At 61.4% G+C, this 24,449-nt stretch carries 25 protein-coding genes and 1 tRNA gene; 16 read left to right on the forward strand and 10 right to left on the reverse strand.

Features of this window, described 5'->3' with window-relative positions; all coding sequences use genetic code 11:
* Positions 1–6: 6 nt before the first annotated feature.
* From SYNCC9605_RS06950 to SYNCC9605_RS06960, 3 genes are read right to left on the reverse strand one after another with little or no spacing between them, the layout of a single operon-like run.
* A complete protein-coding gene (locus tag SYNCC9605_RS06950; RefSeq protein ID WP_011364356.1) occupies positions 7–894 on the reverse strand; it encodes an N-acetylmuramoyl-L-alanine amidase in 888 nt (295 codons plus the stop codon).
* Positions 876–2,573 carry a M61 family metallopeptidase gene (locus SYNCC9605_RS06955; RefSeq protein WP_041434768.1) on the reverse strand — a complete coding sequence of 566 codons (1,698 nt, stop codon included), beginning with the start codon at positions 2,571–2,573 and terminating at the stop codon, positions 876–878. Before SYNCC9605_RS06955 ends, SYNCC9605_RS06950 begins: the two co-directional genes overlap by 19 nt.
* Before the next feature lies 1 nt (position 2,574).
* Positions 2,575–2,925 (reverse strand): DUF1257 domain-containing protein, encoded by a 351-nt coding sequence (locus tag SYNCC9605_RS06960; protein ID WP_011364358.1) that lies wholly within the window; start codon positions 2,923–2,925, stop codon positions 2,575–2,577.
* A 72-nt stretch (positions 2,926–2,997) separates the two neighbouring features.
* Between SYNCC9605_RS06960 and purN the strand changes: the two genes are divergently transcribed.
* On the forward strand, positions 2,998–3,558 hold the full coding sequence (gene purN, locus SYNCC9605_RS06965) for a phosphoribosylglycinamide formyltransferase (RefSeq protein WP_011364359.1): 561 nt from the start codon (positions 2,998–3,000) through the stop codon (positions 3,556–3,558).
* Here purN and argC read toward each other — a convergent pair.
* A complete protein-coding gene (gene argC / locus SYNCC9605_RS06970) occupies positions 3,549–4,622 on the reverse strand; it encodes an N-acetyl-gamma-glutamyl-phosphate reductase (protein WP_011364360.1) in 1,074 nt (357 codons plus the stop codon). The two genes, purN and argC, sit on opposite strands and share 10 nt — an antisense overlap.
* 137 nt (positions 4,623–4,759) lie before the next feature.
* Between argC and ribBA the strand changes: the two genes are divergently transcribed.
* Positions 4,760–6,355 (forward strand): bifunctional 3,4-dihydroxy-2-butanone-4-phosphate synthase/GTP cyclohydrolase II, encoded by a 1,596-nt coding sequence (gene ribBA / locus SYNCC9605_RS06975; RefSeq protein ID WP_156783039.1) that lies wholly within the window; start codon positions 4,760–4,762, stop codon positions 6,353–6,355.
* Here ribBA and SYNCC9605_RS06980 read toward each other — a convergent pair whose 3' ends face one another.
* The gene (locus tag SYNCC9605_RS06980; RefSeq protein WP_011364362.1) at positions 6,356–6,799 is read right to left on the reverse strand and encodes a peptidylprolyl isomerase; all 444 of its coding nucleotides are present in this window, start codon (positions 6,797–6,799) and stop codon (positions 6,356–6,358) included.
* Between the two features lie 40 nt (positions 6,800–6,839).
* Here SYNCC9605_RS06980 and mtnP point away from each other — a divergent pair, with 40 nt between their 5' ends.
* A complete protein-coding gene (mtnP, locus tag SYNCC9605_RS06985) occupies positions 6,840–7,748 on the forward strand; it encodes an S-methyl-5'-thioadenosine phosphorylase (RefSeq protein WP_011364363.1) in 909 nt (302 codons plus the stop codon).
* On the opposite strand, the gene murQ is transcribed toward mtnP, so the two are convergent.
* From murQ to dnaK, 4 genes are read right to left on the reverse strand one after another with little or no spacing between them, the layout of a single operon-like run.
* A complete protein-coding gene (murQ, locus tag SYNCC9605_RS06990; protein ID WP_011364364.1) occupies positions 7,730–8,680 on the reverse strand; it encodes an N-acetylmuramic acid 6-phosphate etherase in 951 nt (316 codons plus the stop codon). The two genes, mtnP and murQ, sit on opposite strands and share 19 nt — an antisense overlap.
* Before the next feature lie 3 nt (positions 8,681–8,683).
* Positions 8,684–9,157, reverse strand: a complete 474-nt coding sequence (locus SYNCC9605_RS06995) for a DUF3110 domain-containing protein (protein WP_011364365.1) — start codon at positions 9,155–9,157, stop codon at positions 8,684–8,686.
* A 43-nt stretch (positions 9,158–9,200) separates the two neighbouring features.
* Positions 9,201–10,133, reverse strand: coding sequence for a DnaJ domain-containing protein (locus SYNCC9605_RS07000; protein ID WP_011364366.1), 933 nt, complete (start codon positions 10,131–10,133; stop codon positions 9,201–9,203).
* Entirely contained in the window at positions 10,117–12,108 is a 1,992-nt protein-coding gene (gene dnaK, locus SYNCC9605_RS07005; protein WP_011364367.1) for a molecular chaperone DnaK, read from the reverse strand. The genes SYNCC9605_RS07000 and dnaK overlap by 17 nt, the downstream gene beginning before the upstream one ends.
* Positions 12,109–12,232: 124 nt before the next feature.
* Between dnaK and pstC the strand changes: the two genes are divergently transcribed.
* From pstC to pstB, 3 genes are read left to right on the forward strand one after another with little or no spacing between them, the layout of a single operon-like run.
* Positions 12,233–13,180 (forward strand): phosphate ABC transporter permease subunit PstC, encoded by a 948-nt coding sequence (gene pstC / locus SYNCC9605_RS07010; protein WP_011364368.1) that lies wholly within the window; start codon positions 12,233–12,235, stop codon positions 13,178–13,180.
* A gap of 1 nt (position 13,181) precedes the next feature.
* On the forward strand, positions 13,182–14,099 hold the full coding sequence (gene pstA / locus SYNCC9605_RS07015; protein ID WP_011364369.1) for a phosphate ABC transporter permease PstA: 918 nt from the start codon (positions 13,182–13,184) through the stop codon (positions 14,097–14,099).
* Between the two features lie 20 nt (positions 14,100–14,119).
* Entirely contained in the window at positions 14,120–14,941 is an 822-nt protein-coding gene (gene pstB, locus SYNCC9605_RS07020; protein WP_011364370.1) for a phosphate ABC transporter ATP-binding protein PstB, read from the forward strand.
* 87 nt (positions 14,942–15,028) lie between these two features.
* Here the strand turns inward: pstB and SYNCC9605_RS07025 are convergent.
* Positions 15,029–15,115: transfer RNA gene (locus SYNCC9605_RS07025), tRNA-Ser, on the reverse strand.
* A gap of 53 nt (positions 15,116–15,168) precedes the next feature.
* Here SYNCC9605_RS07025 and SYNCC9605_RS07030 point away from each other — a divergent pair.
* From SYNCC9605_RS07030 to SYNCC9605_RS07075, 10 genes are all read left to right on the forward strand, one after another.
* Positions 15,169–15,537, forward strand: a complete 369-nt coding sequence (locus SYNCC9605_RS07030) for a 2Fe-2S iron-sulfur cluster-binding protein (protein ID WP_011364371.1) — start codon at positions 15,169–15,171, stop codon at positions 15,535–15,537.
* Between the two features lie 2 nt (positions 15,538–15,539).
* Positions 15,540–16,427 (forward strand): inositol monophosphatase family protein, encoded by an 888-nt coding sequence (locus tag SYNCC9605_RS07035; RefSeq protein WP_011364372.1) that lies wholly within the window; start codon positions 15,540–15,542, stop codon positions 16,425–16,427.
* A gap of 22 nt (positions 16,428–16,449) precedes the next feature.
* Positions 16,450–17,628 carry an ATP phosphoribosyltransferase regulatory subunit gene (locus SYNCC9605_RS07040; RefSeq protein ID WP_011364373.1) on the forward strand — a complete coding sequence of 393 codons (1,179 nt, stop codon included), beginning with the start codon at positions 16,450–16,452 and terminating at the stop codon, positions 17,626–17,628.
* Positions 17,629–17,653: 25 nt separating this feature from the next.
* Positions 17,654–17,878 (forward strand): indolepyruvate ferredoxin oxidoreductase subunit alpha, encoded by a 225-nt coding sequence (locus tag SYNCC9605_RS07045; RefSeq protein ID WP_006851587.1) that lies wholly within the window; start codon positions 17,654–17,656, stop codon positions 17,876–17,878.
* An 88-nt stretch (positions 17,879–17,966) separates the two neighbouring features.
* On the forward strand, positions 17,967–19,871 hold the full coding sequence (htpG, locus tag SYNCC9605_RS07050) for a molecular chaperone HtpG (protein WP_011364374.1): 1,905 nt from the start codon (positions 17,967–17,969) through the stop codon (positions 19,869–19,871).
* Positions 19,872–19,950: 79 nt separating this feature from the next.
* Positions 19,951–20,187: a 50S ribosomal protein L28 gene (gene rpmB / locus SYNCC9605_RS07055; protein ID WP_006850205.1), complete on the forward strand. Its 237-nt coding sequence runs from the start codon at positions 19,951–19,953 to the stop codon at positions 20,185–20,187.
* A gap of 12 nt (positions 20,188–20,199) precedes the next feature.
* Entirely contained in the window at positions 20,200–20,760 is a 561-nt protein-coding gene (locus tag SYNCC9605_RS07060; protein ID WP_011364375.1) for a peroxiredoxin, read from the forward strand.
* A 52-nt stretch (positions 20,761–20,812) separates the two neighbouring features.
* Positions 20,813–22,303, forward strand: a complete 1,491-nt coding sequence (gene ggpS, locus SYNCC9605_RS07065) for a glucosylglycerol-phosphate synthase (protein ID WP_011364376.1) — start codon at positions 20,813–20,815, stop codon at positions 22,301–22,303.
* On the forward strand, positions 22,300–23,565 hold the full coding sequence (locus tag SYNCC9605_RS07070) for an ABC transporter substrate-binding protein (protein ID WP_011364377.1): 1,266 nt from the start codon (positions 22,300–22,302) through the stop codon (positions 23,563–23,565). The genes ggpS and SYNCC9605_RS07070 overlap by 4 nt, the downstream gene beginning before the upstream one ends.
* Entirely contained in the window at positions 23,562–24,428 is an 867-nt protein-coding gene (locus SYNCC9605_RS07075) for a carbohydrate ABC transporter permease (RefSeq protein ID WP_011364378.1), read from the forward strand. Before SYNCC9605_RS07070 ends, SYNCC9605_RS07075 begins: the two co-directional genes overlap by 4 nt.
* Positions 24,429–24,449 lie beyond the last annotated feature (21 nt).

Here is a 24,449-nt window from a genome sequence, read left to right on the forward strand (position 1 = left end):
GACGCCTCAGCTAACGCAGAGGTCCCCAAGGGCGGCGAGTCGCGTCTGCAGTTTCGACCAGTTGAAACTGCGCGGATCACCCCGTTCTCCGCCCAGATCCACATGGCGATGGGTGGTGATCGCCGCCGGCGGCAGATTGAAGGAACGAATCCAACCGGACAAGACCAAGGCCAGCGCGTCGTATTGCTGCGTGGTGTAGCCAGCATGGGAGCCATAGGCATTCGCGCCCGATGGGGGAGTTTCCAAGCTCAGGTGCAAGGCGAAGTTGTTGACGGACCCCTTGATCTTCTTGTTGGTGATCGCCCACTCCCCCAGAAAGGCTGAATACCCGGCGCCGTAGGCCCGACTCAACGGATCCACCAGATCCAGAACGCGGCCGTCTTGGCCCACCAACGTGTGGTAACTCACCTGATCTTCATCCCGCGGGTGGGGCGTCATGAAGGTGTTCAACGCGGAGCTCAGGGAGTAAACGGTTTCGTGCAGCACCACCACCCGCGGCGTGGCGTCGATCACGCGGCCGTAGGCGTCCTTGTAGTAACGCTCACCAAAATTGGTGGGATCGATCTTCACGAAGGCTCGCCAGGAACCCGAGCGGGCCTCGAGCTGGTTCAAACGCGACCGCAACGCGGTGTCCACACCCGAACACTGACGAGCCAGAGGCGACCGCCAGGAGCGCGATTTCGGCGGTAACGGCACCGAGGAGGAGGGGTTGTCCTGCCGTTGGCGACCACGCTCGATCACCACAGGGGAGACCTCCCCTTGATCCATCAACATCCAACCGGTCAGTCCCAGAGCCAACGCCCCCACTGCAGCCCCGCTGATGGCGAACGACCGGTGCTGCTCAACGCGGTTCAACACTCCGCTCAAGCAACGGCTTAAACGATCTCGAACCATCGATCCCGCAACTGCCGTTGTTCCGTTGTGCACCCAGGATCCCAATCCAACGTCCAATGGTCCACACCCGTGTCAGGAAACAGACGGGTCTCCTTCATCAGGCTTCGGCGTGCGTAGGTGACGTTCACACATTCATGCTTCTCAAGCAGAACGGAAAGGTCACTGCTGCGTCGCACCCGGTAGCCATTGATCGCCAACAGCTCATCGCCCACCACAAGTCCAGCCCGCTGCCCGGGACTGTCGCGCCGCACCCGCTGAATCAAAGCGGCGCCCTCAGCGTCCTTGAGGGTGAGTCCATGGTCGGGGTGCTTGAGCGGCACAGGGTCCATGCGCAGCCCCAGAGCCTCCACGCAATCGATCAGGGGAAGGGCCTCGGGTTGATCCAGCCATTGATCCAGATCCGTCGCAAGATCGGCATCCCATCGAGCCACTGCAGCCTTGATGTGATCACGGCTGTAGCCGCGGGCCTGAAGGCCGGGACCCTGCCACAACTCCCGCAGGATTGCCGCCATGGAGTGGCCCCGCTGACGCAGGCGCACATCAAGGCAGAAAGCCACTGCCGCACCGAGGCGGTAGTAGCTGATCTGGCTGTCCCGCGAGGCTGGCGTCGCTTTGTACAGCTTGATCCACGCCTCACGGGCACTGGCCGCCAGCGACTGGATCGAACAGCCGGGTGACATCAGAACGCTGGACAGCTCCTCTCCCAGATCCTTGAGCAGGGTCGGCCGATCCGAACAGCCCGCCAACATGGGCAGGCTGAGGTCGAAGTAACTGGTGATTCCCTCAGCAAACCAGAGGCCTTCGGTGATCACCGCCTGCCCGTAGTCGTAGGGGCGAAGCTCAACGGGTCGCAGCCGCCGCACATTCCACTGGTGCAGGTATTCATGGCCGATCAGCTGCAAGAGCTGCCGGTAGCCCTTGGGCTTGGCCAGAGCCGACCAGCTGAACTGCAGAACCGCACTGTGGTCGTGTTCCAGGCCGCCATAGCCCTGATCGAGCAGTTGCAGCACCAGCTGATAGCGGTCCCCCGCCGGAGGAGGGGTTCCCAGCAAGCGACAAGTGGCGCTGCACACCTTCTCGATGTCGCTGATGAAGTTCGGCGGCCAACCCATCGGGGGCGTGCCGATCAGCAGCAGCTCATGGCTCTTGCCCTCCACCATGAAGGGTTCTGCCTGGAACGGCCCCGCATGCAGCGGACTGTCCACGAGGGCATCGAAATCGGCAGCGACCCAGCCCTCAGCGCTGGTCTCCAGCGGCAGATGCACACTCCAGTGCTCCGGAGCCCTAACAGCAACGTGATGCGGTGACCAGCGGCAGCCGTCGATGTCCATCGCAACAGCAGCGAGACAGAGCGACGCGAAATCAGGATCGAGCAAACCGGTGCGGACGGTCAGATCCCGGGCTTCAAGCTGATAGTTGAGGGTGAGCGGGCTCAGATCCGGCAGATCACAGAGCCACTGGTGCGGCGCCATCCGACGCACCGGAAGCTCCTCGCCGTTGGCCAGCAGCTGCAGGCTGTGCAGGTGCTGGGCGTGATCACGCACCGTGTACGACCCTGGTGTCCACACCGGCAGCTGGAAGGTCTGGCGTTGGCTCTGCGGTGTCCACTGGATGGACATCGCAATGGTCTGTATTTCGGGATGGCTCAGATCGAGCCGGACCTGAACCGGTTCGAACACGTCAGTTGGTCTGCAGGATCAGCTCGGCGGAACCCATGCGACCAAGGTGCACTTGGTCGATGGCATGGAGCAGGGCGTAGCGACGGGTCACCCGCTGCAAGCGTTGTTCAAGCCCCGGCTGGCGGCTGATCCGTTGGATATCGCCATGCATCACTATCGTGCCGTCCTCGCGCTGGGTCCAGCCCAGGGGCATGGCAGAGCCTTGGGACGCGAGCACATCCACGGCATTGGAGTCGTCCGCGAATCCCTTCAATTCGGTCGATCGCTTCACCGTGAAGCCCTCATCACGAAGGGCCTGGACCAGACGCTCGAGGTCGGTGAAAACAGTCGGCAGGATGGAGAGATGGGACATGGACCGAACCCCGCTTTGACAGACCCTAGCCACAACAATCGAGCTGACCAGGCCCCGCTGCAGTTGGGGGTGATGGCATCTGGAAGCGGCAGCAACTTCGAGGCCGTGGTCCAGGCGATTCAGGCGGGGGATCTCAACGCGCGGATCCAGCGGCTGGTGGTGAACAATCCGGGCTGTGGTGCCCAGCAGCGGGCGGAGCGTCTTGGCATTCCTGTATCGGTGCTCGACCATCGCAGGATCAAGGACCGGCGCGAGCTGGACGGCGAACTGGTGCGCCTGTTTCGCGCCGACCAGGTGGAGCTGGTAGTGATGGCGGGGTGGATGCGGATCGTCACCAAGGTGTTGGTCAGCGGCTATTCCGATCGTCTGATCAACATCCACCCCTCACTGCTGCCCAGCTTCCGTGGCATGGATGCCATCGGGCAGGCCCTGCAGGCCGGGGTGAAGGTCACCGGCTGCACGGTGCACATCGTCACCGAGGAACTGGATGCTGGCCCGATTCTGGCCCAGGCAGCCGTTCCCGTTCTTGATGGGGATGACCACGCCAGGCTCGCCCAACGGATTCAGGAACAGGAACACCTGCTCCTCCCCAGGGCATTGGCTGAGCTGAAGCCAACCTGGCGTCAGGGATAGAACGACTGCAGGGGCAGCCCCGTCTCTGGAGCGAGGCCTGCCATCAGATTGATGCACTGCACTCCCTGCCCGGCCTGACCCTTGATCAGGTTGTCGATGGCACTCATCAACACAAGCTGACCGGTGCGGGTGTCCACTTGAACCGACAGCAGGGCACGGTTCGTGTGGCGCGCCCACTTGGTGGCTGGGTAGGTGCCCACCGGAAGAACCTGAACGCAGGGGTGGTGGCGGTAGATCGCCTCCAGAACAGTGGTGCAGTCCTCGGCGGTGAGACCGGGGTCGCGCAGGCGGGCATAGACCGTGGAGAGCAGTCCGCGCACCATCGGCACCAGGTGCGGCGTGAACTGGAGGCGGATGTCCTGGCCAGCCACCTCCATCGCCATCTGCTCGATCTCAGACGTGTGGCGATGGCCGATTACGCCGTAGGGCGCGATCGATTCCGAGGCCTCCGCCAGCAGCATCGCCTCCTTCGGCACGCGGCCCCCGCCTGAGGTGCCCGTCTTGGCGTCGATGATGATGCCGCTGGTCTCGATCAGGCCCTGCTTGAGGAAGGGCAGCAGGGGCATCAGGCTGGCGGTGGGGAAGCAACCGGGAGCGGCGACAAGCTTCGCGTCAGCGATAGCGGGGCCGTTCCATTCCGGCAGGCCGTAGACAGCACTGCTGCAGAGCTCAGCGTCTTGACGGTTAAGGGAGCCGGCTTCCTTGGCATACACCTGCAGCCACTGCTCCAGAGAGCGGTAACGAAAGTCGGCGGAGAGATCCACCACCCGCACACCCCGCTCCAGCAGTTGCGGTGCCAGCTGACAGGCCAGGCCATTGGGGAGGCTCAGAACAGCGAAATCGGAACAAGCCGCGATCCGATCCGGATCCGCCGATTCCACCTTGGGGTCATCCGGCAAGGGCAGGAAGGAACAAACGGAGCTCCAGCGTTGACCAGCACTGCGTTCACCGCCGAGGAAACTCACAGACAACCCGGGGTGGCCCTGGAGCAGTCGGATGGTCTGCAGGCCGCCGTAGCCGGAGGCGCCGATCACAGCAACCCGTCCGCCCTTCACCGTTGCCATCGCTTCAACCGCCGACGTTGACCTGCCTGCCATTGAACCAACCAGCCAACGGTCGATCGTACAGAGATCAATAATGAAGGCATCTCCCAGCGACCAGGCTCCTGAACCCCAGTTCCCTTGACCCCGCGAACGAACCCATCGCATTTGATGCCATCAGCGACGCGCTGGCGGCGATTCGCAATGGGGAATGCGTTGTCGTGGTGGACGACGAACAGCGGGAGAACGAAGGCGATCTGATCTGCGCGGCCCAGTTCGCCACCCCGGAAGCGATCAACTTCATGGCCACCGAGGCACGGGGCCTGATCTGTCTCGCCATGGAGGGGCAGCGGTTGGACGAACTGGATCTACCGCTGATGGTGGACCGCAACACCGATGCCAACGAAACGGCCTTCACCGTGAGCATCGATGCCGGCATCGAGCATGGGGTGACCACCGGAATCTCCGCCGAAGACCGCGCCGCCACGATTCAGGTGGCCCTCAACCCAGCCACGCGGCCAGCGGAACTGCGCCGCCCTGGGCACATCTTTCCCCTGCGCGCCCGCCCCGGCGGCGTGCTCAAACGGGCCGGCCACACCGAAGCCGCCGTGGATCTTGCACAGCTGGCGGGCCTCAGCCCTTCCGGAGTGATCTGTGAAATCCAGAACAGCGATGGCTCCATGGCCCGCTTGCCGGAGCTGCGCAGCTACGCCGATCGCTGGGGGCTGAAGCTGATCAGCATTGCTGACCTGATCCGTTACCGGCTGGACAACGAGCGCTTCGTTCGCCGCATGGCCCAGGCCCAGATGCCCAGCCGTTTCGGCAATTTTCAGGCAGTTGGCTACCGCAACGAACTGGATGGCTCCGAACACGTTGCCCTGATCAAAGGTGAGCCCAATGCCCTGAGCGAGCCCGTGCTGGTGCGCATGCATTCCGAATGCCTCACCGGCGATGCCTTCGGCTCACTGCGCTGCGATTGCCGGCCCCAGCTGGAGGCGGCCCTGCACCAGATCGAAGCGGAAGGCGAGGGTGTGGTCGTTTATCTGCGCCAGGAAGGGCGGGGCATCGGCCTGATCAACAAGTTGAAGGCCTACAGCCTCCAGGAAGCCGGGCTCGACACCGTTGAAGCCAACGAGCGGCTTGGCTTCCCGGCGGATCTGCGCAACTACGGCGTCGGGGCGCAGATCCTCTCCGACCTCGGAATCCACCGGCTGCGGTTGCTCACCAACAACCCCCGCAAGATCGCCGGCCTCGGCGGCTATGGCCTGCAGGTGGAGGAGCGGGTGCCGCTGGTGATGGACCCCGGCGCCTACAACGCCGACTACCTGGCGGCCAAGCGGGAGAAGCTCGGGCACCTGTTCGAATCTGAGAGTCCCTGCGTGGTGTTGGCCCTGGCAGTGAACGTGGGCCCCGAAAGCTGGCCCACCGTTCGTCGGGAAGTGGAGGCCATCGCCCAGCGCCATGGCTTCAGCCTTGAGGCCCTACATGAACCTCGCTTGTTAGCTCTGTGGGATCGACCGCAATTCGTCTGGAAATTGATTCCCGACGGCGCCGATGCAGCCCCCCTGCTCAAGAATCTGGCGGCCCTAGCAGCAACCGAACGGGTGGGTCTGATGCGCGTTCCCACCGAGCGGATGGCCCTGCACCCGCCCCAAACCCTTGAACGGGTGGAGCATCAACTCAATGAATTGATCAACCTGGGCAGTGACGGACTGCTTGAAAACGGCCCATCACTGCTGCATTGGACCCGAAGCTGATCAGCCTTCCTGGATCGTCACCTTGTTGATCTTGGAGCCGTTGGCCAGCTTCAGCACCACGTCCATGTTGCCGGTGTGGCCGAACACGGTGTGCACGCCATCGAGGTGAGGCTGGGCCTCATGGCAGATGTAGAACTGGGAGCCGCCGGTGTTGCGACCGGCATGGGCCATGGCCAGAGTGCCGGCCTGGTGCTTCTGCTGGTTGATCTCGCAATCAATCTGGTAGCCGGGGCCACCGGTACCAGCCATGCCGCGGGCGCCTTCACGGCTGTTGGGGCATCCACCCTGAGCCATGAAGCCGGGGATGACGCGGTGAAAGGCCAGACCGTCGTAGAAGCCATCCTTGGCCAGCTTCACAAAGTTGGCGACGGTGTTCGGGGCATCGGCTTCGAACAGCTCGAGCTCGATCAGGCCTGCTCCAGTGTCCATCAAGGCCTTGGTCATGGTGGCGCGAGCAAAATTGGAGTGTAAAGAGACGCCGACCATGCCCGACCTCTCCCAAGCCCGCGTCGGTGTAATCGGCGGCAGCGGTCTCTATTCGATCCCCGGCTTGCGCCAGGTGGAGGAACGCACGGTCGAAACACCCTTCGGGACACCATCCGATCAACTGCGCCTGGGACAGCTCGAGGGCGTCGAAACCGTCTTCCTGGCCCGCCACGGCCGCCATCACCATCTGCTTCCAAGTGAAATTCCCTACCGGGCCAACATCTGGGCGATGCGTTCACTGGGGGTGCGCTGGCTGATCTCGCTCTCGGCGGTGGGGTCGTTGCAAGGGCATCTGCAGCCGCGCGACATGGTCGTGCCCGATCAGTTCATCGACCGCACCCGTGATCGGCCCAGCAGTTTCTTCGGCAACGGCTGCGTAGCCCACGTCAGCCTTGCGGACCCCTTCTGCCCCAATTTGAGTGCTTTGTTGGCCGATGCCGCCGAGCAGGGAATGCCGGAGGGTCGACGGCTGCACCGCGGTGGCACCTATCTCTGCATGGAGGGCCCAGCCTTTTCCACCCGGGCCGAAAGCAAGCTGTACCGCTCCTGGGACTGTTCGGTGATCGGGATGACCAATCACACCGAAGCTCGTCTGGCCCGGGAAGCCGAACTGGCCTATGCCTCCCTGAGCATGGTCACCGACTTCGACTGCTGGCATGAGGATCACGACGCCGTCTCGGTGGAGATGGTGATCGGCAACCTTCAGGCCAATGCCTCAGCCACCGAACCGATCCTGAGTGGATTGATGCAGCGGCTCAAGCAGGACCCTCCCTCCTCGCCGGCCCACACAGCCCTCGCAGATGCCCTGATCACCCCCAAAGATCAAGTCCCGGCGCAGACCCGGTCCAACCTCGATCTGTTCACCGCCCCCTACTGGGGACGGTTCGATCAGGCCTCCGCCAGCTGAGCGCCGTAGGCGGCCAAGGCAGGCCGCAGCTGCTGGTCGTACTGCTGCAGATGAGCTTTGGCCTGGTCCACCGACAACCCGGCAGCGGCCATCAACAGGGCGAGTTTCACCGATCCGCCAGCCTCCTCCAGCAGCGTCAGCCCCCGCTCCCGCTCCACGCCGGCCAGATCACGCAGGATCCGCAGCGACCGGTCCACCAGCTTGCTGTTGCTGGCGGCCACATCCACCATGCGGTTGCCGTAGACCTTGCCCAGCTTCACCATCACGGCGGTGGAGAGGGTGTTCAACGCCAGTTTTGTGGCGGTTCCGGCCTTCATCCGGGTGGATCCCGTCAGCAGCTCAGGGCCTGTGAGCAGGCGGATGTCGATATCGCAGGGCAGAGGGGCCTGCTCCGTCGGAACACAGGCCAGGGCGATGGCAAGCGCTCCGATGCTTTTGGCGAACGCCAGCCCACCGCGCACGTAGGGGGTGGTGCCGCCGGCGGCGATGCCCACCAGGCAGTCCTTGGTGCTGAAGCCCCGCTCCTCCAGATCTGCGCGTCCGGCGGCCTCAATGTCCTCAAGCCCTTCGGAGCTGCGCAGCAACGCGGCGGAACCACCGGCGAGTACCCCTTGCACCTGCTGGGGATCACTGCAGAAGGTGGGCGGGCATTCCGCGGCATCCAACACCCCCAGCCGTCCGGAGGTGCCGGCACCCAGGTAGAAGAGGCGGCCTCCGGCGCGGAGGCGATTGGCAACGGCATCAACCGCCTGGGCCAGGGCCGGGGCCACCGCAGCGACGGCTTCCTGGGGGCGACGATCTTCGTCTGCAAACAACTCCAACAGCGCCAGGGTGTCGAGCTGATCCAGGTGTGAACTGCGCTGGTTGCTCTGCTCGGTGAGCAGGTGGCCGCGGTCGCTGGAGGGCTGCAGATCGGGGTCGAACACGGCCATGGCTCAGAGCAGACCCTCCAGGCGTCGACGCAGCTCATCCAGTTCAGGATTCGATTCCGGTTCGGTCTCCAGTCCCTGGCGCGCCGGCTCCGCGGCCTGCTGCTCTGACACCCCGCCATCAGAAACAGCCTCGTCCGAAGCCGGGGCGTCCGAAACCATGTCGTCCTTCCAGTTGCTCACATCGCGGTTGCTCTGTGGTGGCGCCATGAACAGACGCTCCTCGTCATTGCTGGGCACAAAGCCCGACTCGATCAGCCGGGCCTCGTAGCCGGCCTCACGGCAGAACAGATCCACGTCTTCCCGATCGAGAGCCTCCACCGTCGGAACAGGAAAGTCCTGGGCCTCCAGAAGGCCGGCATAACGCTCGGCATCGTCGGGGTTCTCAAACAGCAGAACCACGGTTCGACCGGCGATTTCAAGCGAGTGGATGCCTTCGCTATCCGTACCGGCGTCAAAGAGCAGGACGTGGACGCGCATCAGGAAAACCGTCAGATCAACCGGACCGGAGTCTCACCCATCGTCAACCACCCTGCTCGGATTCGCTCGCCAGTTCCTGAAGACGCCTGTAAAGCGCTCGTTCCGCATCACCCAGATCCGACGGAATCACCACAACGATCTCCACCAACTGGTCACCCCGCTCATCATCCAGCTGCAGCCCACGCCCCCGCAGCCGCAGCAAACGTCCACTGGATGAGCCTGGAGGAACCTGCAGCGTCACAGGGCCATCCAGGGTCGGCACATCCACAGCGCAGCCGATGGCCGCATCCGGCGGAAACAGCATCAGCTTGTAGAGCACCCGTAAACCGTCGATCCGCAGCCCGTCGTCGGTCACGACCCGGAGCTGCAGGAAATGATCACGACCACCAGGGGCAACGCCTTCAAGCCGCAGACGCCATCCATCTCCCGCAAAGGGAGGCGTGTTCAGCTCGATCACGGTGCCGTCATCGAGCGTCAGTTCCACCACAGTTCCCTGGAGAGCCTGATCCGGGGTGAGATGAACCACCGACTCGAGATCTTCCACGGCACGCACCGGCGGCGGTGGCGGCGGCGCCGACACCGGAGGTTCATGGCCTCTGGTTTCAAGGCTGGCGTCATCACCCCGGAAGGGTGAATCAGGCTCGTCCTCAACCTCAGCCGAAGAACGACCTGTTCCGCCGCCAAAGATCACATCGAGGTAATCCTCAAAATCAGGGAAGCCCTGGGCAAAGGGATCGGCAACATCCGCTCTGGATCCACCCCCCCGCTGCCAGGCCTCACGCCGGCGGGGATCGCTGAGCACCGCATAGGCCTCATTGACCAACTTGAAGCGCTCTTCAGCAACGGGATCGTTGCTGTTGAGATCGGGATGCCAGCGACGGGCCTCCCGCCGAAAGGCCCGTTTCAGTTGCTGATCAGTGCAGTCGGAATCGACTCCCAGCAGAGACCAGTAATCAGGCTCAGCGGTAGATGTCATCGTCCCAAGGTGCAGGGTCACGCCGGCTCAGACCACGGCCACGGTCATCCGGACGGCTGGGAGGACCCCAGGGGTCATCGTCCCAGTCATCGGCAAACAGCTCATCCTTGAGGGAACCCAGGGTGTTGCGGATCCCCTGAAGCGGGCTGCCATCGGCCTGACGTTCCGCCGACAGACGACGGTTCAGCCCGAACAACGCCTCTTCGAGACCACTCACGCAGAGATCAAGCTCCTGAAGGTCGTTGTTGGCGATGCAGTCCTGCACGTCACGCATGGCCATTTCAACGGCCCGTTGCTGCCGTTCAGCCCCATAGGGCCCAAGCTCGAGCGACGCATCCCGCAGCCGCCGTTCCGCTTGGGCGAGCAAGGTCTGAGCCCGGTTACGGCGCTCGATCTGGTTGCGTTTGCGCCTGTCTTCATCAGCCTTAGCTTCGGCCTCAGCCAGCAGAGCGGTCACATCCTCTTCATTGAGGTTCGAGCCACCCTGGATCGACACCGACTGTTTGCGGCCCGTGGTGCGGTCGGTGGCACTCACCTGCAGCAGGCCATTGGCATCGATGTCGAAGGCCACCTGAACCTGGGGCACCCCCCGCGGCGCCGGTGGGATCCCGGAAAGCCGGAAACGACCGAGGGATTTGTTGTCCGTCGCCATCTGGCGCTCCCCTTGCCAGACATGGATTTCCACGGACGACTGATTGGCCTCCGAGGTGCTGAACACATCGGATTGGCGCACGGGAATCGGCGTGTTGCGGGGAATCAGCACCTTCATCAATCCACCGATCGTTTCCAGTCCCAGCGACAGGGGGGTGACGTCATTGAGCAACAGATCTCTGAGTTCACCCGTGAGAATCCCGGCCTGTACCGCAGCACCGATCGAGACCACCTCATCCGGATTCACCGATTGGCAGGGATCAATCGGCACCAGGGTGCGCACCAATTGCTGAACCATCGGCATCCGCGTGGAGCCACCCACCAGCACGACGTCATCAATGTCGTCTGCTGACCAACCGGAATCGCGCAGGGCCGCCTGAACCGGACTCAGCAGACGATCCAGCAGATCCGGGGAGAGGCCCTCGAAGGTGGCTCGATCCAACCGGGTTTCAATGTGCAGCGGACCATCGCTGCTGGTGGCGATGAAGGGAAGTGAAATCGGAGTGCTGAGCACACCTGAGAGCTCCTGCTTCGCCTTCTCAGCCGCTTCCGTCAACCGCTGCAGAGCCTGACGATCGCGCCGAAGATCAACCTTGTGCTCTTGCTCAAAGGCATCAGCCAGCCAGTTGACGATGCGCTGATCGAAATCGTTGCCGCCGAGCTGCGTGTCGCCGTTCGTCGCCTTGACGTCAAAAACGCCATTGGCGATGCGCAGCAGCGACACGTCAAAGGTGCCGCCACCGAGGTCGAAGACCAAGACCCGTTTGACGGCGCTGCGATCAAAGCCGTAGGCCAGAGCTGCCGCGGTGGGCTCGTTGAGGATGCGCTCCACCGAGATGCCCGCCAGGCGTCCAGCGTCGCGGGTGGCCTGGCGCTGCGCATCATTGAAATAGGCGGGCACGGTCACCACCGCCGCCTCCACCGGTTCACCCAGGTAAGTAGACGCGTCATCCACCAATTTGCGGATGATGCTGGCCACCAGCTCTTCGGGCGCGTATTCACGCTCGGTCACCGGGCAAGGCACCCGAACCTGCCCCTGGTCGTTGGCACGCACCGTGTAGGGAACCGACAGGCTGCTGTCCTCGAGTTCGTCCCAGTCCCGGCCGACAAACCGCTTGAGGTTAGAGAAGGTGTTACGGGGGCTGAGCACCAGCTGACGCCGGGCCAGCTGACCCACCAGCAGTTCCTGATCCTTCGTATAGCCAACAACGGATGGGGTGGTTCGTCCGCCTTCGGCATTGGCGATCACATGGGGACGACCTGCCTCCAGCACAGCGACAACCGAATTGGTGGTCCCCAGATCGATTCCGACGATCCGCCCCATATCCCTGAAAACTTGATCCCCACGCTAACGGCAGGTTCAAACCGGCTCCAGCCCACCGCTTAAGCCGTTCTTAATGACTAGAAAAGGGTCGGGTCATACGTTGTAAGGGCGCGCCCCTGGATGCATGTCCGACCCGGACAGTCGTTACTTGCTCCGAAGCCGTCCACCGGCAGAAAAGCTGGTGGACATCAGTTTCAAAAATCTTTCAATCGCCATGGCCTCCGTCGTGGCGATTGTTCTGTTCTCGATTCTGATTGTTGTTTTCCAGGCGAGCCTGGAATCCATGGCCCGCTACGGCTGGCAGTTCCTGGTCACCTCAGACTGGAATCCGGTGGACGATCAGTACGGGGCCGGGGCGGCCATCTACGGCACCTTGATCACATCACTGCTGGCCTTGTTGATTGCGGTGCCCCTCGGGGTCGGCACAGCCATCTTCATCACCGAGAACATCATCCCCAAGCGGATCCGGGACGTAATCGGCCTGATGGTGGAGCTGCTCGCAGCGATCCCATCGGTGGTTCTTGGCCTCTGGGCCATCTTTGTGATGGAGCCATTCATCCGTCCGGGGCTTGAACTGCTTTATCAACTGTTCAATTGGTTCCCCCTGTTCAGCACCCCGCCGATGGGTCCAGGCACCATTCCTGCGGTGTTGATTCTGGTAGTGATGATCCTGCCGATCATCACGGCGATTTCCCGTGATTGCCTGAATCAGGTTCCTCAGAAACTGCGCCAGGCGGCCTATGGAGTAGGCACAACCCGCTGGGGCGCCATCATCAATGTGATTCTCCCGGCAGCAATTTCAGGAATCATTGGCGGTGTGATGTTGGCCTTGGGCCGCGCCATGGGCGAAACCATGGCCGTGACAATGATCATCGGCAATTCCAACAACTTCAGTATTTCGCTGCTGGCACCCGGCAACACCATCTCGGCGATGCTGGCCAATCAATTTGGTGAAGCGGATGGCTCACAGGTGTCATCGCTGATGTACGCAGCATTTGTGCTGATTGTTCTCACCCTGTGCGTGAATATTTTTGCCCAGTGGATTGTGAAGCGTTTGAGCCTGAAGTACTGACATGACTCAGACGCTCACCCACTACCAAGCCGAGTCAGCCCCTGACCTCAGCTACAAGCCCCTTCAACGCAGAAACATCAGCAGCGGGGCACTCTCGTTTCTGGCGGCACTGTTCGCAGTCATCGCTGTTCTGCCCCTGATCCTGGTGCTGGGTTACGTGCTGGTGCAGGGGGGCAGCAAGATCAGCCTGGCCCTGCTGACGCAACTGCCTCCACCGCCAGGCCTCGAAGAAGGCGGCATCGCCAATGCGATCGTTGGGACCCTGGTAGTGACGGCTGTTGCTGGCCTGATCGCTGTTCCAGTGGGCGTTGGCGGCGGTGTTTTTCTGGCCGAATATTCCCGATCTGGATGGTTCGCTCAGTTCATCCGCTTCGGCACCAATGTGCTGGCCGGGGTGCCATCGATCATTGCCGGCGTGTTCATCTACGGAACCATCGTCACCAGCCGAATTCTGTTCGGGAACGCCTACAGCGCTGTCGCCGGTGGCATGGCACTGGCGGTGCTGATGCTGCCCACAGTGATCAAAACCACTGATGAAGGCCTGAAGCTGGTGCCCGACGACCTACGGCGTGCTGCCCTGGGGGTGGGCGCATCCCGATTCGTCACCATCATTCGAATCACACTCCCTGCCGCTTTCACACCAATCGCAACCGGCGTTGTCCTTGCTGTCGCCAGAGCAGCAGGGGAAACGGCTCCGCTGCTTTTCACAGCCCTGTTCTCACCGTTCTGGTCGGATCTGCTCACGCCGGAAGGGATCTTTTCTCCAATCGCCACCCTCTCGGTGATGATCTACAACTTCGCGATCGAGCCCTACGAATTTCACAACGAACTGGCCTGGGCCGCATCATTTGTGCTCGTTGTGATGATCCTGGCCCTAAACCTCTTCTCTCGCTGGCTGGCGCGATTTGCTGCCAAATAAATCACTTCTTACATAAAGCCATGACGACTCTTCAACAGCCTCAAGCCACCGAGTCCCACAACACAGACGTCGCCCTTTCCCTGCAGAACGTCACGATCAGCTACGGCAATTTCGAAGCCGTCAAAAACGTCTACTGCGAGATTCCCCGCGGAAAAGTAACAGCCTTCATTGGCCCTTCCGGCTGTGGGAAGTCCACGGTGCTGCGTTCATTGAACCGGATGAACGACCTGATCGAGGGCTGCTCACTCAAGGGAAGCATCTTGTTTGGAGGCGTTGACCTCTACGGACCAAAGATTGATCCGGTGGAAGTGCGCCGCAGGATTGGGATTGTGTTTCAACAACCCAATCCATTCCCGAAGAGCATCTACGAAAACATCGCCTTCGGCGCTCGTATCAACGGCTACACGGGAGACATGGATGAGCTGGTTGAGCGGTCCCTCCGCCAGGCGGCGGTTTGGGATGAGTGCAAAGACAAGCTGAATGAGAGCGGTTATTCGTTGTCCGGCGGACAGCAGCAACGCCTTTGCATCGCCCGCACGATCGCAATTCAGCCGGAGGTCATCCTCATGGATGAACCCTGTTCAGCCCTCGACCCAATCTCAACGTTGAAGATCGAGGAGACGATGCATGAGCTCAAGAAGAGCTTCACCATAGTGATCGTCACCCACAACATGCAGCAGGCCGTTCGCGTTAGCGACATGACCGCCTTCTACAACGCAGAAGCCGTTGAAGGGGGAACCGGGAAGGTGGGTTACCTCGTGGAATTCAACGACACCGACAAGATCTTCAACGCCCCCCAACAGCAGGCCACCCAGGACTACGTTTCCGGTCGTTTCGGCTGATCGTCCAGCCGGCCCCGAGCAGGGCCGTGATGGGCTTTCCAGCCTCGAAAAAGGCAAAAAAAATCCGGCCCTTATGGACCGGTGAAGCGGAGAGCGAGGGATTCGAACCCTCGATAGAGTTGCCCCTATACAGCATTTCCAGTGCTGCGCCTTCGACCACTCGGCCAGCTCTCCACCGGCTAAATGGGGCAGGTGAGAATGTAGCAGGGCACTGACAGCTGACCTTCATGCGTCCCAGCCACAGGATCACGATTCACTGGCGCCAGGAGGGTCGCACCATCACCCACGACGTCCCTGAAGGGGACTACATCCTCCACAGCTTCGAAGAGCAGGGCGATCGACTTCCCTTCTCCTGCAGAAACGGATGCTGCACAGAGTGCGCCGTTCGTGTGCAGAGCGGCAGCCTCGATCAGCGCGAAGCGATGGGTCTGTCGCGGGAGTTGAGGGACAAGGGCTACGGCCTTCTCTGCGTGGCCCGCGCTATCGGCCCCCTGGAGGCTGAAACCCAAAATGAGGATGAGGTGTACGAGCTCCAGTTCGGACGCCACTTCGGCAAAGGGCGCGTCACCGCTCGCATCCCCCTTGAGGAGGAGTGAGCATGCCGGAATCGATCTGTAGCCGTGCCGCCCGCGAGGCCGGTCTCAGCCCAAGCGATCTGGAGCGTCTTGTGGGCGTGGCGCGTTCAGCGGCCGATGCCGGCGGCCAGGAACTGATGCGCCACTACGGGCGCCTGTCGTCCATCAAGAACAAAGGCCGCAGCGGCGACCTGGTCACCAATGCTGACCTTGCTGCCGAGCGCATCATCTTGAAGCTGCTGGCGGAGCAGACCCCTGACATTGCTGTGCTGGCGGAGGAAAGCGGAGCAGCCGGTCAGCAGGACGGTTTGAGGTGGTGTGTTGACCCCCTTGATGGGACCACAAACTTCGCCCACGGCTATCCCTTCTTTGCCACCTCGATCGGGCTCACCTTCGGCCAGCAGCCTCTTCTCGGCGCCATCGCTGTGCCCTTTCTCAAAGAGATGTATTGGGGGGCACCGGGGATCGGAGCGTTCTGCAACGACAGCCCCCTTCAGGTGAGCAGCTGCGAACGACTCGAAGACTCCCTGTTGGTGACTGGGTTCGCCTACGACCGGCACACCCGACTAGACAACAACTACGCCGAGTTCTGCTGGTTCACCCATCGCTCCCACGGCGTTCGCCGGGGCGGTGCTGCAGCGGTGGACCTGGCCTTTGTGGCCGCTGGCCGCCAGGACGGCTATTGGGAACGGGGCCTGTCTCCCTGGGATCTGGCGGCGGGAGTGGCGTTGGTGGATTTGGCCGGTGGAACCGTCACCGGCTATGGCAATCGACCCTTCGAGCTCTCCAGTGGTCGGGTCGTTGCCGCTGGCGCCAGCCTGCATGCGGCGATCACCGAAGGGCTTTCTCAGGTGAAACCACTGCCTGGAGCCGCTTTCGGTGCACCCGAGGTCACGGCCATGGGATCCTGAGGCTTGGCCGAGAGGACGTGAGATGGCGCTGCAACCTGCAGCTGGCGCAAAGGATCTGAATCCACGTCAGGTGGAGACCAATCGACAGCTGACGGAACGTCTGGCGTCGGTCTACCGCCTCTGGGGCTACGACGAGGTCTCACCACCCCGGGTGGAACGCCTGGCGACCCTGATGGCCGGCGGTGCCATCGACAGCTCAGACATTGTTCGTCTTGTGGCCGATGACCCCCTCGGGCTGCGTCCGGAGATGACGGCATCCATCGCCAGAGCTGCCTGCACCCGATTCGCGGATCGTCAAAGACCGCTTCGGCTCTGGGCCTCCGGCACGGTGTTCCGGACCCGTTCCGCTGATGAGGGGGGGCAGTGCATTGAGGAAAACCTGCAGAGCGGCGTCGAACTATTCGGCGTCAGCGGCAGCGAAGCGGAGATGGAGCTGCTCAGCCTGCTGATGGCCTCCGTTCAGACCCTGGGGCTGCAGACCAGCCAGAAACCAAGGCTGTTGTTGGGGCATACCGCCCTGATGGATCTGGTGCTCCGTCCATTTAATGGTGCAGTGCGTGATCAGATCCGCACCGCACTGATCGATTTCGATCGTTTGGCCATCGAAAGCTTCGATCTGGCCTACGCCGAGAAGACCAGGCTGCTCTCCCTGATGGACTGCCGCGGCACCCCCGACCAGGTGCTGGCTCAGCTCAGCAGTCTCTACGGGGAACAGCCGGTCTTCGATGAGCTGCGGCGGCTCTGTACCCATCTCGCCTCGGCAGCTCAGGCTCAGGCAGTGACGATCCAGCTCGATCCAACCTTCCAACCCCATTTCGAGCTCTACACCGGCCTGGTGTTCCAGCTCGTTTGTGATGGCCGCAGTTCACCGGTGGTGTTTGCCCGCGGCGGTCGCTACGACGACCTGGTGCGCCGTTGCGGCGCTACGGATGATCGGGCCTTTGGCGCAGGGTTCAGCCTCGCGATCGATCCGATCCGCGAACTGATTTCAGACCTGGATGCTGCCGAACAACAGCAGTCCGATGTTCTCATTGCTTTTTCAACGGCCTCGAATCTGGAATCCGCGATGGAGCGTCAGCGCAGCTGGCACGAGCAGGGACGCACTGCCGTGATGGCCCTTGAACCCTTGTCATCCATGCAGGAGGCTGAGCTGCAGGCGAAAGCCCAGGGTGGTCTGCAGCTGGATTGGGTCGATCCTTAGGATCCCGCTGTACAGCAGGACCTCCATGGCTCATTCCATCGTCACTGACGTTTGCGAGGGCATCGCTGACTGCGTTGATGCCTGCCCCGTGGCCTGCATTGACCAAGGCAAAGGAAAGAACAAAAAGGGCACCGACTTCTACTGGATCAATTTCGACACTTGCATCGATTGCGGAATCTGCCTGCAGGTGTGTCCCGTTGAAGGAGCCATCGTTGCCGAAGAGCGTCCAGACCTGCAGAAGACGCCCTGAGCTGCAGAAAGGTACGGAGAACCCCCTGAAAAAGCCGTTGAGCCGGGGCAAAACCTGTCTCTAGTGTCTGGTTTTTCGCAGCAAAGGAATGGCGGTGCTGGAGGAACAGGGTCAGATTCAGATCCACACCGAAAACATTTTCCCGATCATCAAGAAGGCCGTTTATTCCGGCCACGAGGTGTTTCTTCGGGAGCTTGTGAGCAATGGCGTCGACGCCATCAGCAAGCGCCGCATGGCCGCCATGGCCGGCGACTGCAGCGAAGGGGATGACGGAGCCATCCGGATCACGGTGGATCGTGAGGCCAAGACCGTCACCATCAGCGACAACGGCATTGGCATGACGGCCGATGAGGTGAAGCGCTACATCAACCAGGTGGCCTTCTCCAGTGCCGAGGATTTCCTGGAGAAGTACAAGCAGGAAAACGACGCCATCATTGGCCACTTCGGGCTGGGTTTCTATTCCAGCTTCATGGTGGCCGAGCGGGTGGAGCTGCTGACCCGTTCAGCCCGGCCCGAGGCTGAGGCCGTGCGCTGGAGCTGTGATGGTTCCCCGAACTTCAGCCTCACTGCCGCCGAAAAGGAGCAGCCCGGCACGGACGTGATCCTTCATCTGATGGAGGACGAGCTCGAATATCTCGAACCGGCCCGGATCCGCACCCTGATCAACACCTACTGCGACTTCATGGCAGTACCGGTGCAGCTGGGAGGGGAAACCATCAACAAGATGGATGCCCCCTGGCGCAAAAGCGCCCGAGATCTGAGTGATCAGGACTACATCGATCTCTATCACTACCTGTATCCCTTCCAGGGCGACCCCCTGCTCTGGGTTCACCTCAACACCGACTATCCCTACAACCTTCAGGGCATTCTTTTCTTCCCCAAGCAGACCGGTCGTGCCGACTGGGAGAAAGGGGAAATCAAGCTGTACTGCAACCAGGTGTTCGTCAGCGATTCGATCAAGGAGGTCGTTCCTCGCTACCTGTTGCCCCTGCGGGGAGTGATCGATTCACCCGACATCCCCCTAAATGTGAGCCGCAGTGCCCTGCAGACCGACCGACGCGTTCGCTCCATCGGCAACTTCGTCGCCAAGAAGGTGTCCGACCGGCTGCGGAACCTGAAAAAGGAGGATCCCATGGGTTACGCCGAAGCCTGGGATGCCCTGGCACCCTTCGTGAAGATCGGCGCCATGGAGGACGAAAAGTTCGCGGAGCAGGTGTCTGAAATGATCCTGTTCGCCACCACCGCAGCAGCAGTGGAAGGTAACGACGCTGACCCGATCGCCTCCGATGGCCGTGCCTTCACCACCCTGGAGGGATACCGCAGCCGACTGTCCGCGGATCAGAACAAGCGCGTGCTCTACAGCACCGATGACGTCGCCCAGGCCGGAGCGCTCAACCTCTGGACTTCCCAGGGCGCGGAAGTGCTGAAGCTGGAGACGGTGATCGACACCCAGTTCATCCCCTGGCTGGAGCATCGCCATGAGGAACTCACCTTCCAGCGCGTTGACTCTGAACTGGACGAGAGCCTGAAGGACAACGATGCCGAGCTCACCGATCAGGACGGCACCACGGAGTCAGACCGACTGCGTGATCTGATCAAAGGGGCCCTGGCCAATGACAAGGTGACCGTTCAGGTGCAGGCCCTGAAAGCCGAAGGAGCACCGCCGGCCTTGATTCTTCTGCCGGAGCAGATGCGCCGGCTGAACGACATGGGCGCCTTGATGGAACAACGGCTGCCAGGACTTCCCGAGCATCACGTGCTGCTGGTGAACCGGCGTCACCCCCTTGTGGAAGGGATGCTGAAGTTGCGTGCCGGTGGTGTGCTGGTGGGAGCGGCGGAAACATCGCCGACCGCAAGCCTGTCCGAGGATGTGGCCCGCCATCTGTATGACATGGCGCGCCTGGGCGTCGGGGGGCTGGAACCCAATGAACTGGCCGGTTTCCAGACCCGCAGTGCTGAATTGATGGGTGCCTTGATGCAGAGAGGTCTTTGAGCGGAAGACCTTTTGCTAAATTGATTTTTTGGAACTGGTTTTTCAGCTCCAAACAACCTCTCAGTAGAAGGACATTGTCATGTCACGGGTGTGTCAGCTCACCGGTACTCGCGCCAACAACGGCATGGCTGTGAGCCATTCCCACATCCGCACCAAGAAGCTGCAGCAGGCCAACCTGCAGCAGCGTCGCCTCTGGTGGGCCGAAGGCAACCGCTGGGTGAAGCTTCGCGTCACCACCCGCGCCCTAAAAACTATCCAGAAGAAAGGCCTCGGCGCCTATGCCAAGTCTCTGGGCATTAACCTGGCCAAGATCTGAGATTTTGAACGGGTGAATCGGCGGGAATTACTAGTCAAGTCCGGCCTTTTCCTTGCAGCTCTGACGCTCACACCCTCGCGGGCTTCGGCCCTCGGGGGTGTTGTTTTGGAAACGGGTACAACCGTGCCCGATTTTGATCTGCCCGGATCCAGCCAATCCGAACCCGATCGGAAGCAATGGAGTAGCCGTGATCTGCGCGGCCGCTGGCTCGCGGCTTACTTCTACCCAAGAGATTTCACCGGCGGATGCACGATCGAAGCCCGGGGCTTCGAAAGCCTTCACAACGACTTCCTTCAGGCCGGGGCCGAGGTGATCGGCATCAGCGCCGACAGCGTTGATGACCACGAATCCTTCTGTGAAAGCGAAGGATTGAGCTTCCCCCTGCTCTCGGACCCCGACGGAACCGTTAGCAAGGCCTACGGGTCGTGGATGGCGCCGTACTCGCTACGCCACACCTTCCTGATCGATCCGGACGGGGTGCTGCGCGAACGCTGGGTGGCGGTACGACCCAACGGTCACGCCCGGGAGGTGCTGGATTCGTTGGTGACTTTTCAGTCCGAAGCCGCCGTTTGACAAAAAAGGGCTTTTGCTGAATGGTGGACCGAACGAAGCGTTGTTCGAATAAATGGGTGCGGGTCAGAGTTCGTTTGTAATCCTCTACCACCGCACACCGTTCGACGAATCAAAAGACAAGAACGGCAAAAGAATATGGGTCGATCAGAAAAGCCCTAACGGAATTATTCCAACCCTTCGCAATCTTTTCCGCAGCTGCGAAAAGGGCACCTGGATTGCCTGGAGAAGAGTCAACGATCAGTCGAATGAGGGCACAGAACGGTTTGAGATGGATAACCCTTCTCCGTTCACTCTTTGCAGAATCCCCCTGGAAGATGAACAGATCTCCAGTTTTTATCACATCACATCCAAAGAATGCTTCTGGCCAATTCTTCATACATTCCCGACATATTTTAATGTTAACAATGCGAACTGGAAGATCTTTGAAGAGGTCAACAAACGTTTCGCCATGGCGGCATGCGCCGAAGCTGCCGAAGGTGCAACGGTGTGGGTTCATGACTACAACCTTTGGTTGGCTCCTGGATACATCCGAGCCGAACGTCCAGACCTGAAGATCGCCTTTTTCCATCACACTCCTTTCCCGGGTAATGATGTTTTCGCCATCCTTCCCTGGCGTGAGCAGATTCTGGAAAGTCTGCTTTGTTGTGACGTCGTCGGCTTTCATATTCCCCGCTACACGGAAAACTTTGCCCGTGCCGCCACAACCCTTGTGGGTGCCAAACGTGGACCCAAAGTGCCGGTGGACGAAAAGTTCATTGAGGTCGGCACTGCCCTGTCGGAAGGCACGGTCACCAGTCACCTCGAGCACAACGGCCGCACGATTCAGCTGCTCAGCTCTCCGGTGGGCACCTCACCGGATCTTATTCAGGAGTTGTGCTGGAGCCCGTCGGTTGAAAGCCATGGCGAATTGATCGTTCAAGACACCAAAAAAGGTCGAAAATTGATCCTCTCCGCCAGTCGAGTGGATTACACCAAAGGGAACGAAGAGTTACTGCTGGCCTTTGAACGGCTGTTGGAACGACGCAAAGATCTGCACGGACAAGTGGTGTTGATGCTGGCCTGTGTGGCCGCCGCCAGTGGAATGAAGATCTACGAAGACACCCAACGCTCGATCGAGGAAATGGCCGGTCGAATCAACGGCCGCTTCAGCCAGATCGATTGGGTGCCCATCCGCTTTTCCACCCGTCGGATCCCCTACGACGAAATGATCGCCTGGTTCTGCCATGCAGACGTGTGCTGGATCACGCCGCTGCGGGATGGCCTGAATCTGGTGGCCAAGGAATATGCCGCTGCTCGACGCAACCGTGGCGGCGTTCTCGTGCTCTCAGAATTCACCGGAGCCTCGGTTGTGCTCGATGGTGCCGTGCTCACCAACCCGTATTCGAATCGCCGCATGGACGAGGCCATTGAATCGGCACTGGAAATGGATGAAGACGAACAACGGGACCGAATGAGCCGCATGACCGATGCTGTTGAGAGCTACACCGTCAGCGACTGGGCGGATGAACAGATGTCTGGTCTGTCGCCCTCGACCCCGCAATGAAACTGCGCCGCTTGCTCGCAGGCGGTGCCCTGGCGCTGGTGATGGCCCTGGGAGCCCTGATCGGGTCAGCCTCCTTTAGGGCGGAGGAGGTGAGCATCCTGATGCCGTCATCCTTCACCGATGCCAGTGCTGATCTGGTGAAAGCCTTCAACCGTGAGCATCGCGGCCGGATTCATCTCAGCTTGATCCGAGGTCCGTTGAACACGGAATCGATCTCAGATCTAGCGATTAGCAGTCTTCTGCTCGGCGATGCGCCCTTCGACGCGCTGTTGATGGATGTCACCTGGCTGCCGAAATATGCCGCCGCCGGCTGGCTGGAACCCCTGGATCCCTGGTTTGATCAGGGCGACCAGGAGCAGCTGGTGCAAGGGGCACGGCTGGGCAATGACTACAACGGCCATCTCTACCGCTGGCCCCTTGTGGCCGATGTGGGACTGCTCTACTGGCGCACGGATCTGATGGATCAGCCACCAGCAACGCCCGATGCACTGGTGGAGGTTGCTGGACGCCTCGTTAAAAGCGAAGCCGTTGCCAACGGTTTTGTCTGGCAGGGACGTCAGTACGAAGGCCTGAGCTGCGACTTCCTTGAAGTGCTGCAGGGCTTCGGCGGTGGCTGGATGGACACCACCACCAACACCATGGAACTCGATACGCCTGCGGCGACGGCCGCGGCAGCCTGGTTGGACGATCTAATCAGCGAAGGCGTAAGCCCCTACGCCGTGACCAATTACGCCGAGGCGGAGTCGCTTCAGGCCTTCAAGGCAGGGGATGCAGCGCTGATGCGCAACTGGCCCTACGCCTGGGCTGAGCTGCAGAAGGACGACAGCACGGTGAAAGGCAACGTAGGCATCAGCCTGATGGTGGCGCAACCGGGTGAACGTCCCGGAGCCACCCTCGGCAGCTGGGGGCTGAGCCTGATGCGCCAATCGCAGCACCAGGAGGCAGCGGTGGAAGCGATTCGCTACCTCACCAGCGAAACCGCCCAGCGGCAGCGCTTTCTCAACAATGGCTACACACCCATCCAGGCGGATCTGTTCAACGATCCGGAGATGTTGAAGGCCTCTCCAGTGCTGCCTGATCTGCTGGTGGGCTTGAACCATGCGGTGGTTCGTCCACCAACCCCGCTTTATGCCCAGCTAAGCGATGTGGTGCAGCGGGAACTCAATGGCTTGTTCACCGCTGCCGGGTCCGCCGATGAGGCCATGGCCACCACGCAGCAGCGGAGCCAGACCCTGCTGCGTGCTGCGGGAGCCACGCCATGACCATGCTTCTAGCTGCTCCTGCGCTGCTGTTGATCGCGGTGGTGTTCGGCTGGCCGATGCTTCGCTACGCCTGGCTGAGCTTTCACGCTGATTCCGTTCTTACGGGCCTTGAACCGGTGGCCAACGGCGGGGCCAACTGGTTGCGACTGGCGGCTGATCAGCGCTTCTGGCTGGATGCCGGACAAACCGCGCGATTCGCCCTGATCTCGGTGAGTTTGGAGTTGCTGTTGGCCCTGGCCATTGCACTGTTGCTGCATCAACGCTGGCGCGGTCGGGGTGCCGTTCGCGCCCTAACCCTGCTGCCCTGGGCCCTGCCCACAACGATGATGGCTTTGGGCTGGCGCTGGATCTTCAACACGCCTTACGGCCCGATCGAGGTGCTGGCACGAAGCCTTGGCCTCGGCTCCCTGGATCTGCTGTCTACCCCATCGATCACCTGGCTGGTGACGGTGTTTGCGGATGTCTGGAAAACAACGCCCTTCATCACGCTGATTCTTCTGGCAGGGCTCCAGAGCATTCCCGACGACCTCTACAGCGCTTTTCGCCTGGAAGGGGGAACGCCCCTTCAGGCACTTCGCAGGGTCACCCTGCCGCTGCTGCTCCCCTACATCCTGCTGAGCCTTCTGTTCCGGTTGGCCCAGGCTTTCGGGGTGTTTGATCTGGTGCAGGTTCTCACCGGTGGCGGTCCCGCCGGCAGTACCGAAAGCATCGCCCTCTATGCCTACCTCAACGGCATGCGCTTCCTCGATTTCGGCTATAGCGCCACGGTGATGCTCGCGGGATTTCTGCTACTCACCGCACTGATTCTGGCGGGCACGTTGCTGCTGAAGAGCGTCGGTCTGTTGAGGCCCCTCGACCGATGACCCATGAATCACTGACCCATG

The sequence above is a fragment of the Synechococcus sp. CC9605 genome (genome assembly GCF_000012625.1).
In the GTDB taxonomy this organism is placed as follows: Bacteria; Cyanobacteriota; Cyanobacteriia; order PCC-6307; family Cyanobiaceae; genus Parasynechococcus.

Coding starts and splice junctions, on each gene's coding strand:
- SYNCC9605_RS06950 (WP_011364356.1), bottom strand. CDS start 894: ATGGTTCGAGATCGTTTAAGCCGTTGCTTGAGCGGAGTGTTGAACCGC.
- SYNCC9605_RS06960 (WP_011364358.1), bottom strand. CDS start 2,925: ATGTCCCATCTCTCCATCCTGCCGACTGTTTTCACCGACCTCGAGCGT.
- purN (WP_011364359.1), top strand. CDS start 2,998: ATGGCATCTGGAAGCGGCAGCAACTTCGAGGCCGTGGTCCAGGCGATT.
- argC (WP_011364360.1), bottom strand. CDS start 4,622: ATGGCAACGGTGAAGGGCGGACGGGTTGCTGTGATCGGCGCCTCCGGC.
- SYNCC9605_RS06980 (WP_011364362.1), bottom strand. CDS start 6,799: ATGACCAAGGCCTTGATGGACACTGGAGCAGGCCTGATCGAGCTCGAG.
- mtnP (WP_011364363.1), top strand. CDS start 6,840: ATGCCCGACCTCTCCCAAGCCCGCGTCGGTGTAATCGGCGGCAGCGGT.
- murQ (WP_011364364.1), bottom strand. CDS start 8,680: ATGGCCGTGTTCGACCCCGATCTGCAGCCCTCCAGCGACCGCGGCCAC.
- SYNCC9605_RS06995 (WP_011364365.1), bottom strand. CDS start 9,157: ATGCGCGTCCACGTCCTGCTCTTTGACGCCGGTACGGATAGCGAAGGC.
- SYNCC9605_RS07000 (WP_011364366.1), bottom strand. CDS start 10,133: ATGACATCTACCGCTGAGCCTGATTACTGGTCTCTGCTGGGAGTCGAT.
- dnaK (WP_011364367.1), bottom strand. CDS start 12,108: ATGGGGCGGATCGTCGGAATCGATCTGGGGACCACCAATTCGGTTGTC.
- pstC (WP_011364368.1), top strand. CDS start 12,233: ATGTCCGACCCGGACAGTCGTTACTTGCTCCGAAGCCGTCCACCGGCA.
- pstA (WP_011364369.1), top strand. CDS start 13,182: ATGACTCAGACGCTCACCCACTACCAAGCCGAGTCAGCCCCTGACCTC.
- pstB (WP_011364370.1), top strand. CDS start 14,120: ATGACGACTCTTCAACAGCCTCAAGCCACCGAGTCCCACAACACAGAC.
- SYNCC9605_RS07030 (WP_011364371.1), top strand. CDS start 15,169: ATGCGTCCCAGCCACAGGATCACGATTCACTGGCGCCAGGAGGGTCGC.
- SYNCC9605_RS07035 (WP_011364372.1), top strand. CDS start 15,540: ATGCCGGAATCGATCTGTAGCCGTGCCGCCCGCGAGGCCGGTCTCAGC.
- SYNCC9605_RS07040 (WP_011364373.1), top strand. CDS start 16,450: ATGGCGCTGCAACCTGCAGCTGGCGCAAAGGATCTGAATCCACGTCAG.
- SYNCC9605_RS07045 (WP_006851587.1), top strand. CDS start 17,654: ATGGCTCATTCCATCGTCACTGACGTTTGCGAGGGCATCGCTGACTGC.
- htpG (WP_011364374.1), top strand. CDS start 17,967: ATGGCGGTGCTGGAGGAACAGGGTCAGATTCAGATCCACACCGAAAAC.
- rpmB (WP_006850205.1), top strand. CDS start 19,951: ATGTCACGGGTGTGTCAGCTCACCGGTACTCGCGCCAACAACGGCATG.
- ggpS (WP_011364376.1), top strand. CDS start 20,813: ATGGGTGCGGGTCAGAGTTCGTTTGTAATCCTCTACCACCGCACACCG.
- SYNCC9605_RS07070 (WP_011364377.1), top strand. CDS start 22,300: ATGAAACTGCGCCGCTTGCTCGCAGGCGGTGCCCTGGCGCTGGTGATG.
- SYNCC9605_RS07075 (WP_011364378.1), top strand. CDS start 23,562: ATGACCATGCTTCTAGCTGCTCCTGCGCTGCTGTTGATCGCGGTGGTG.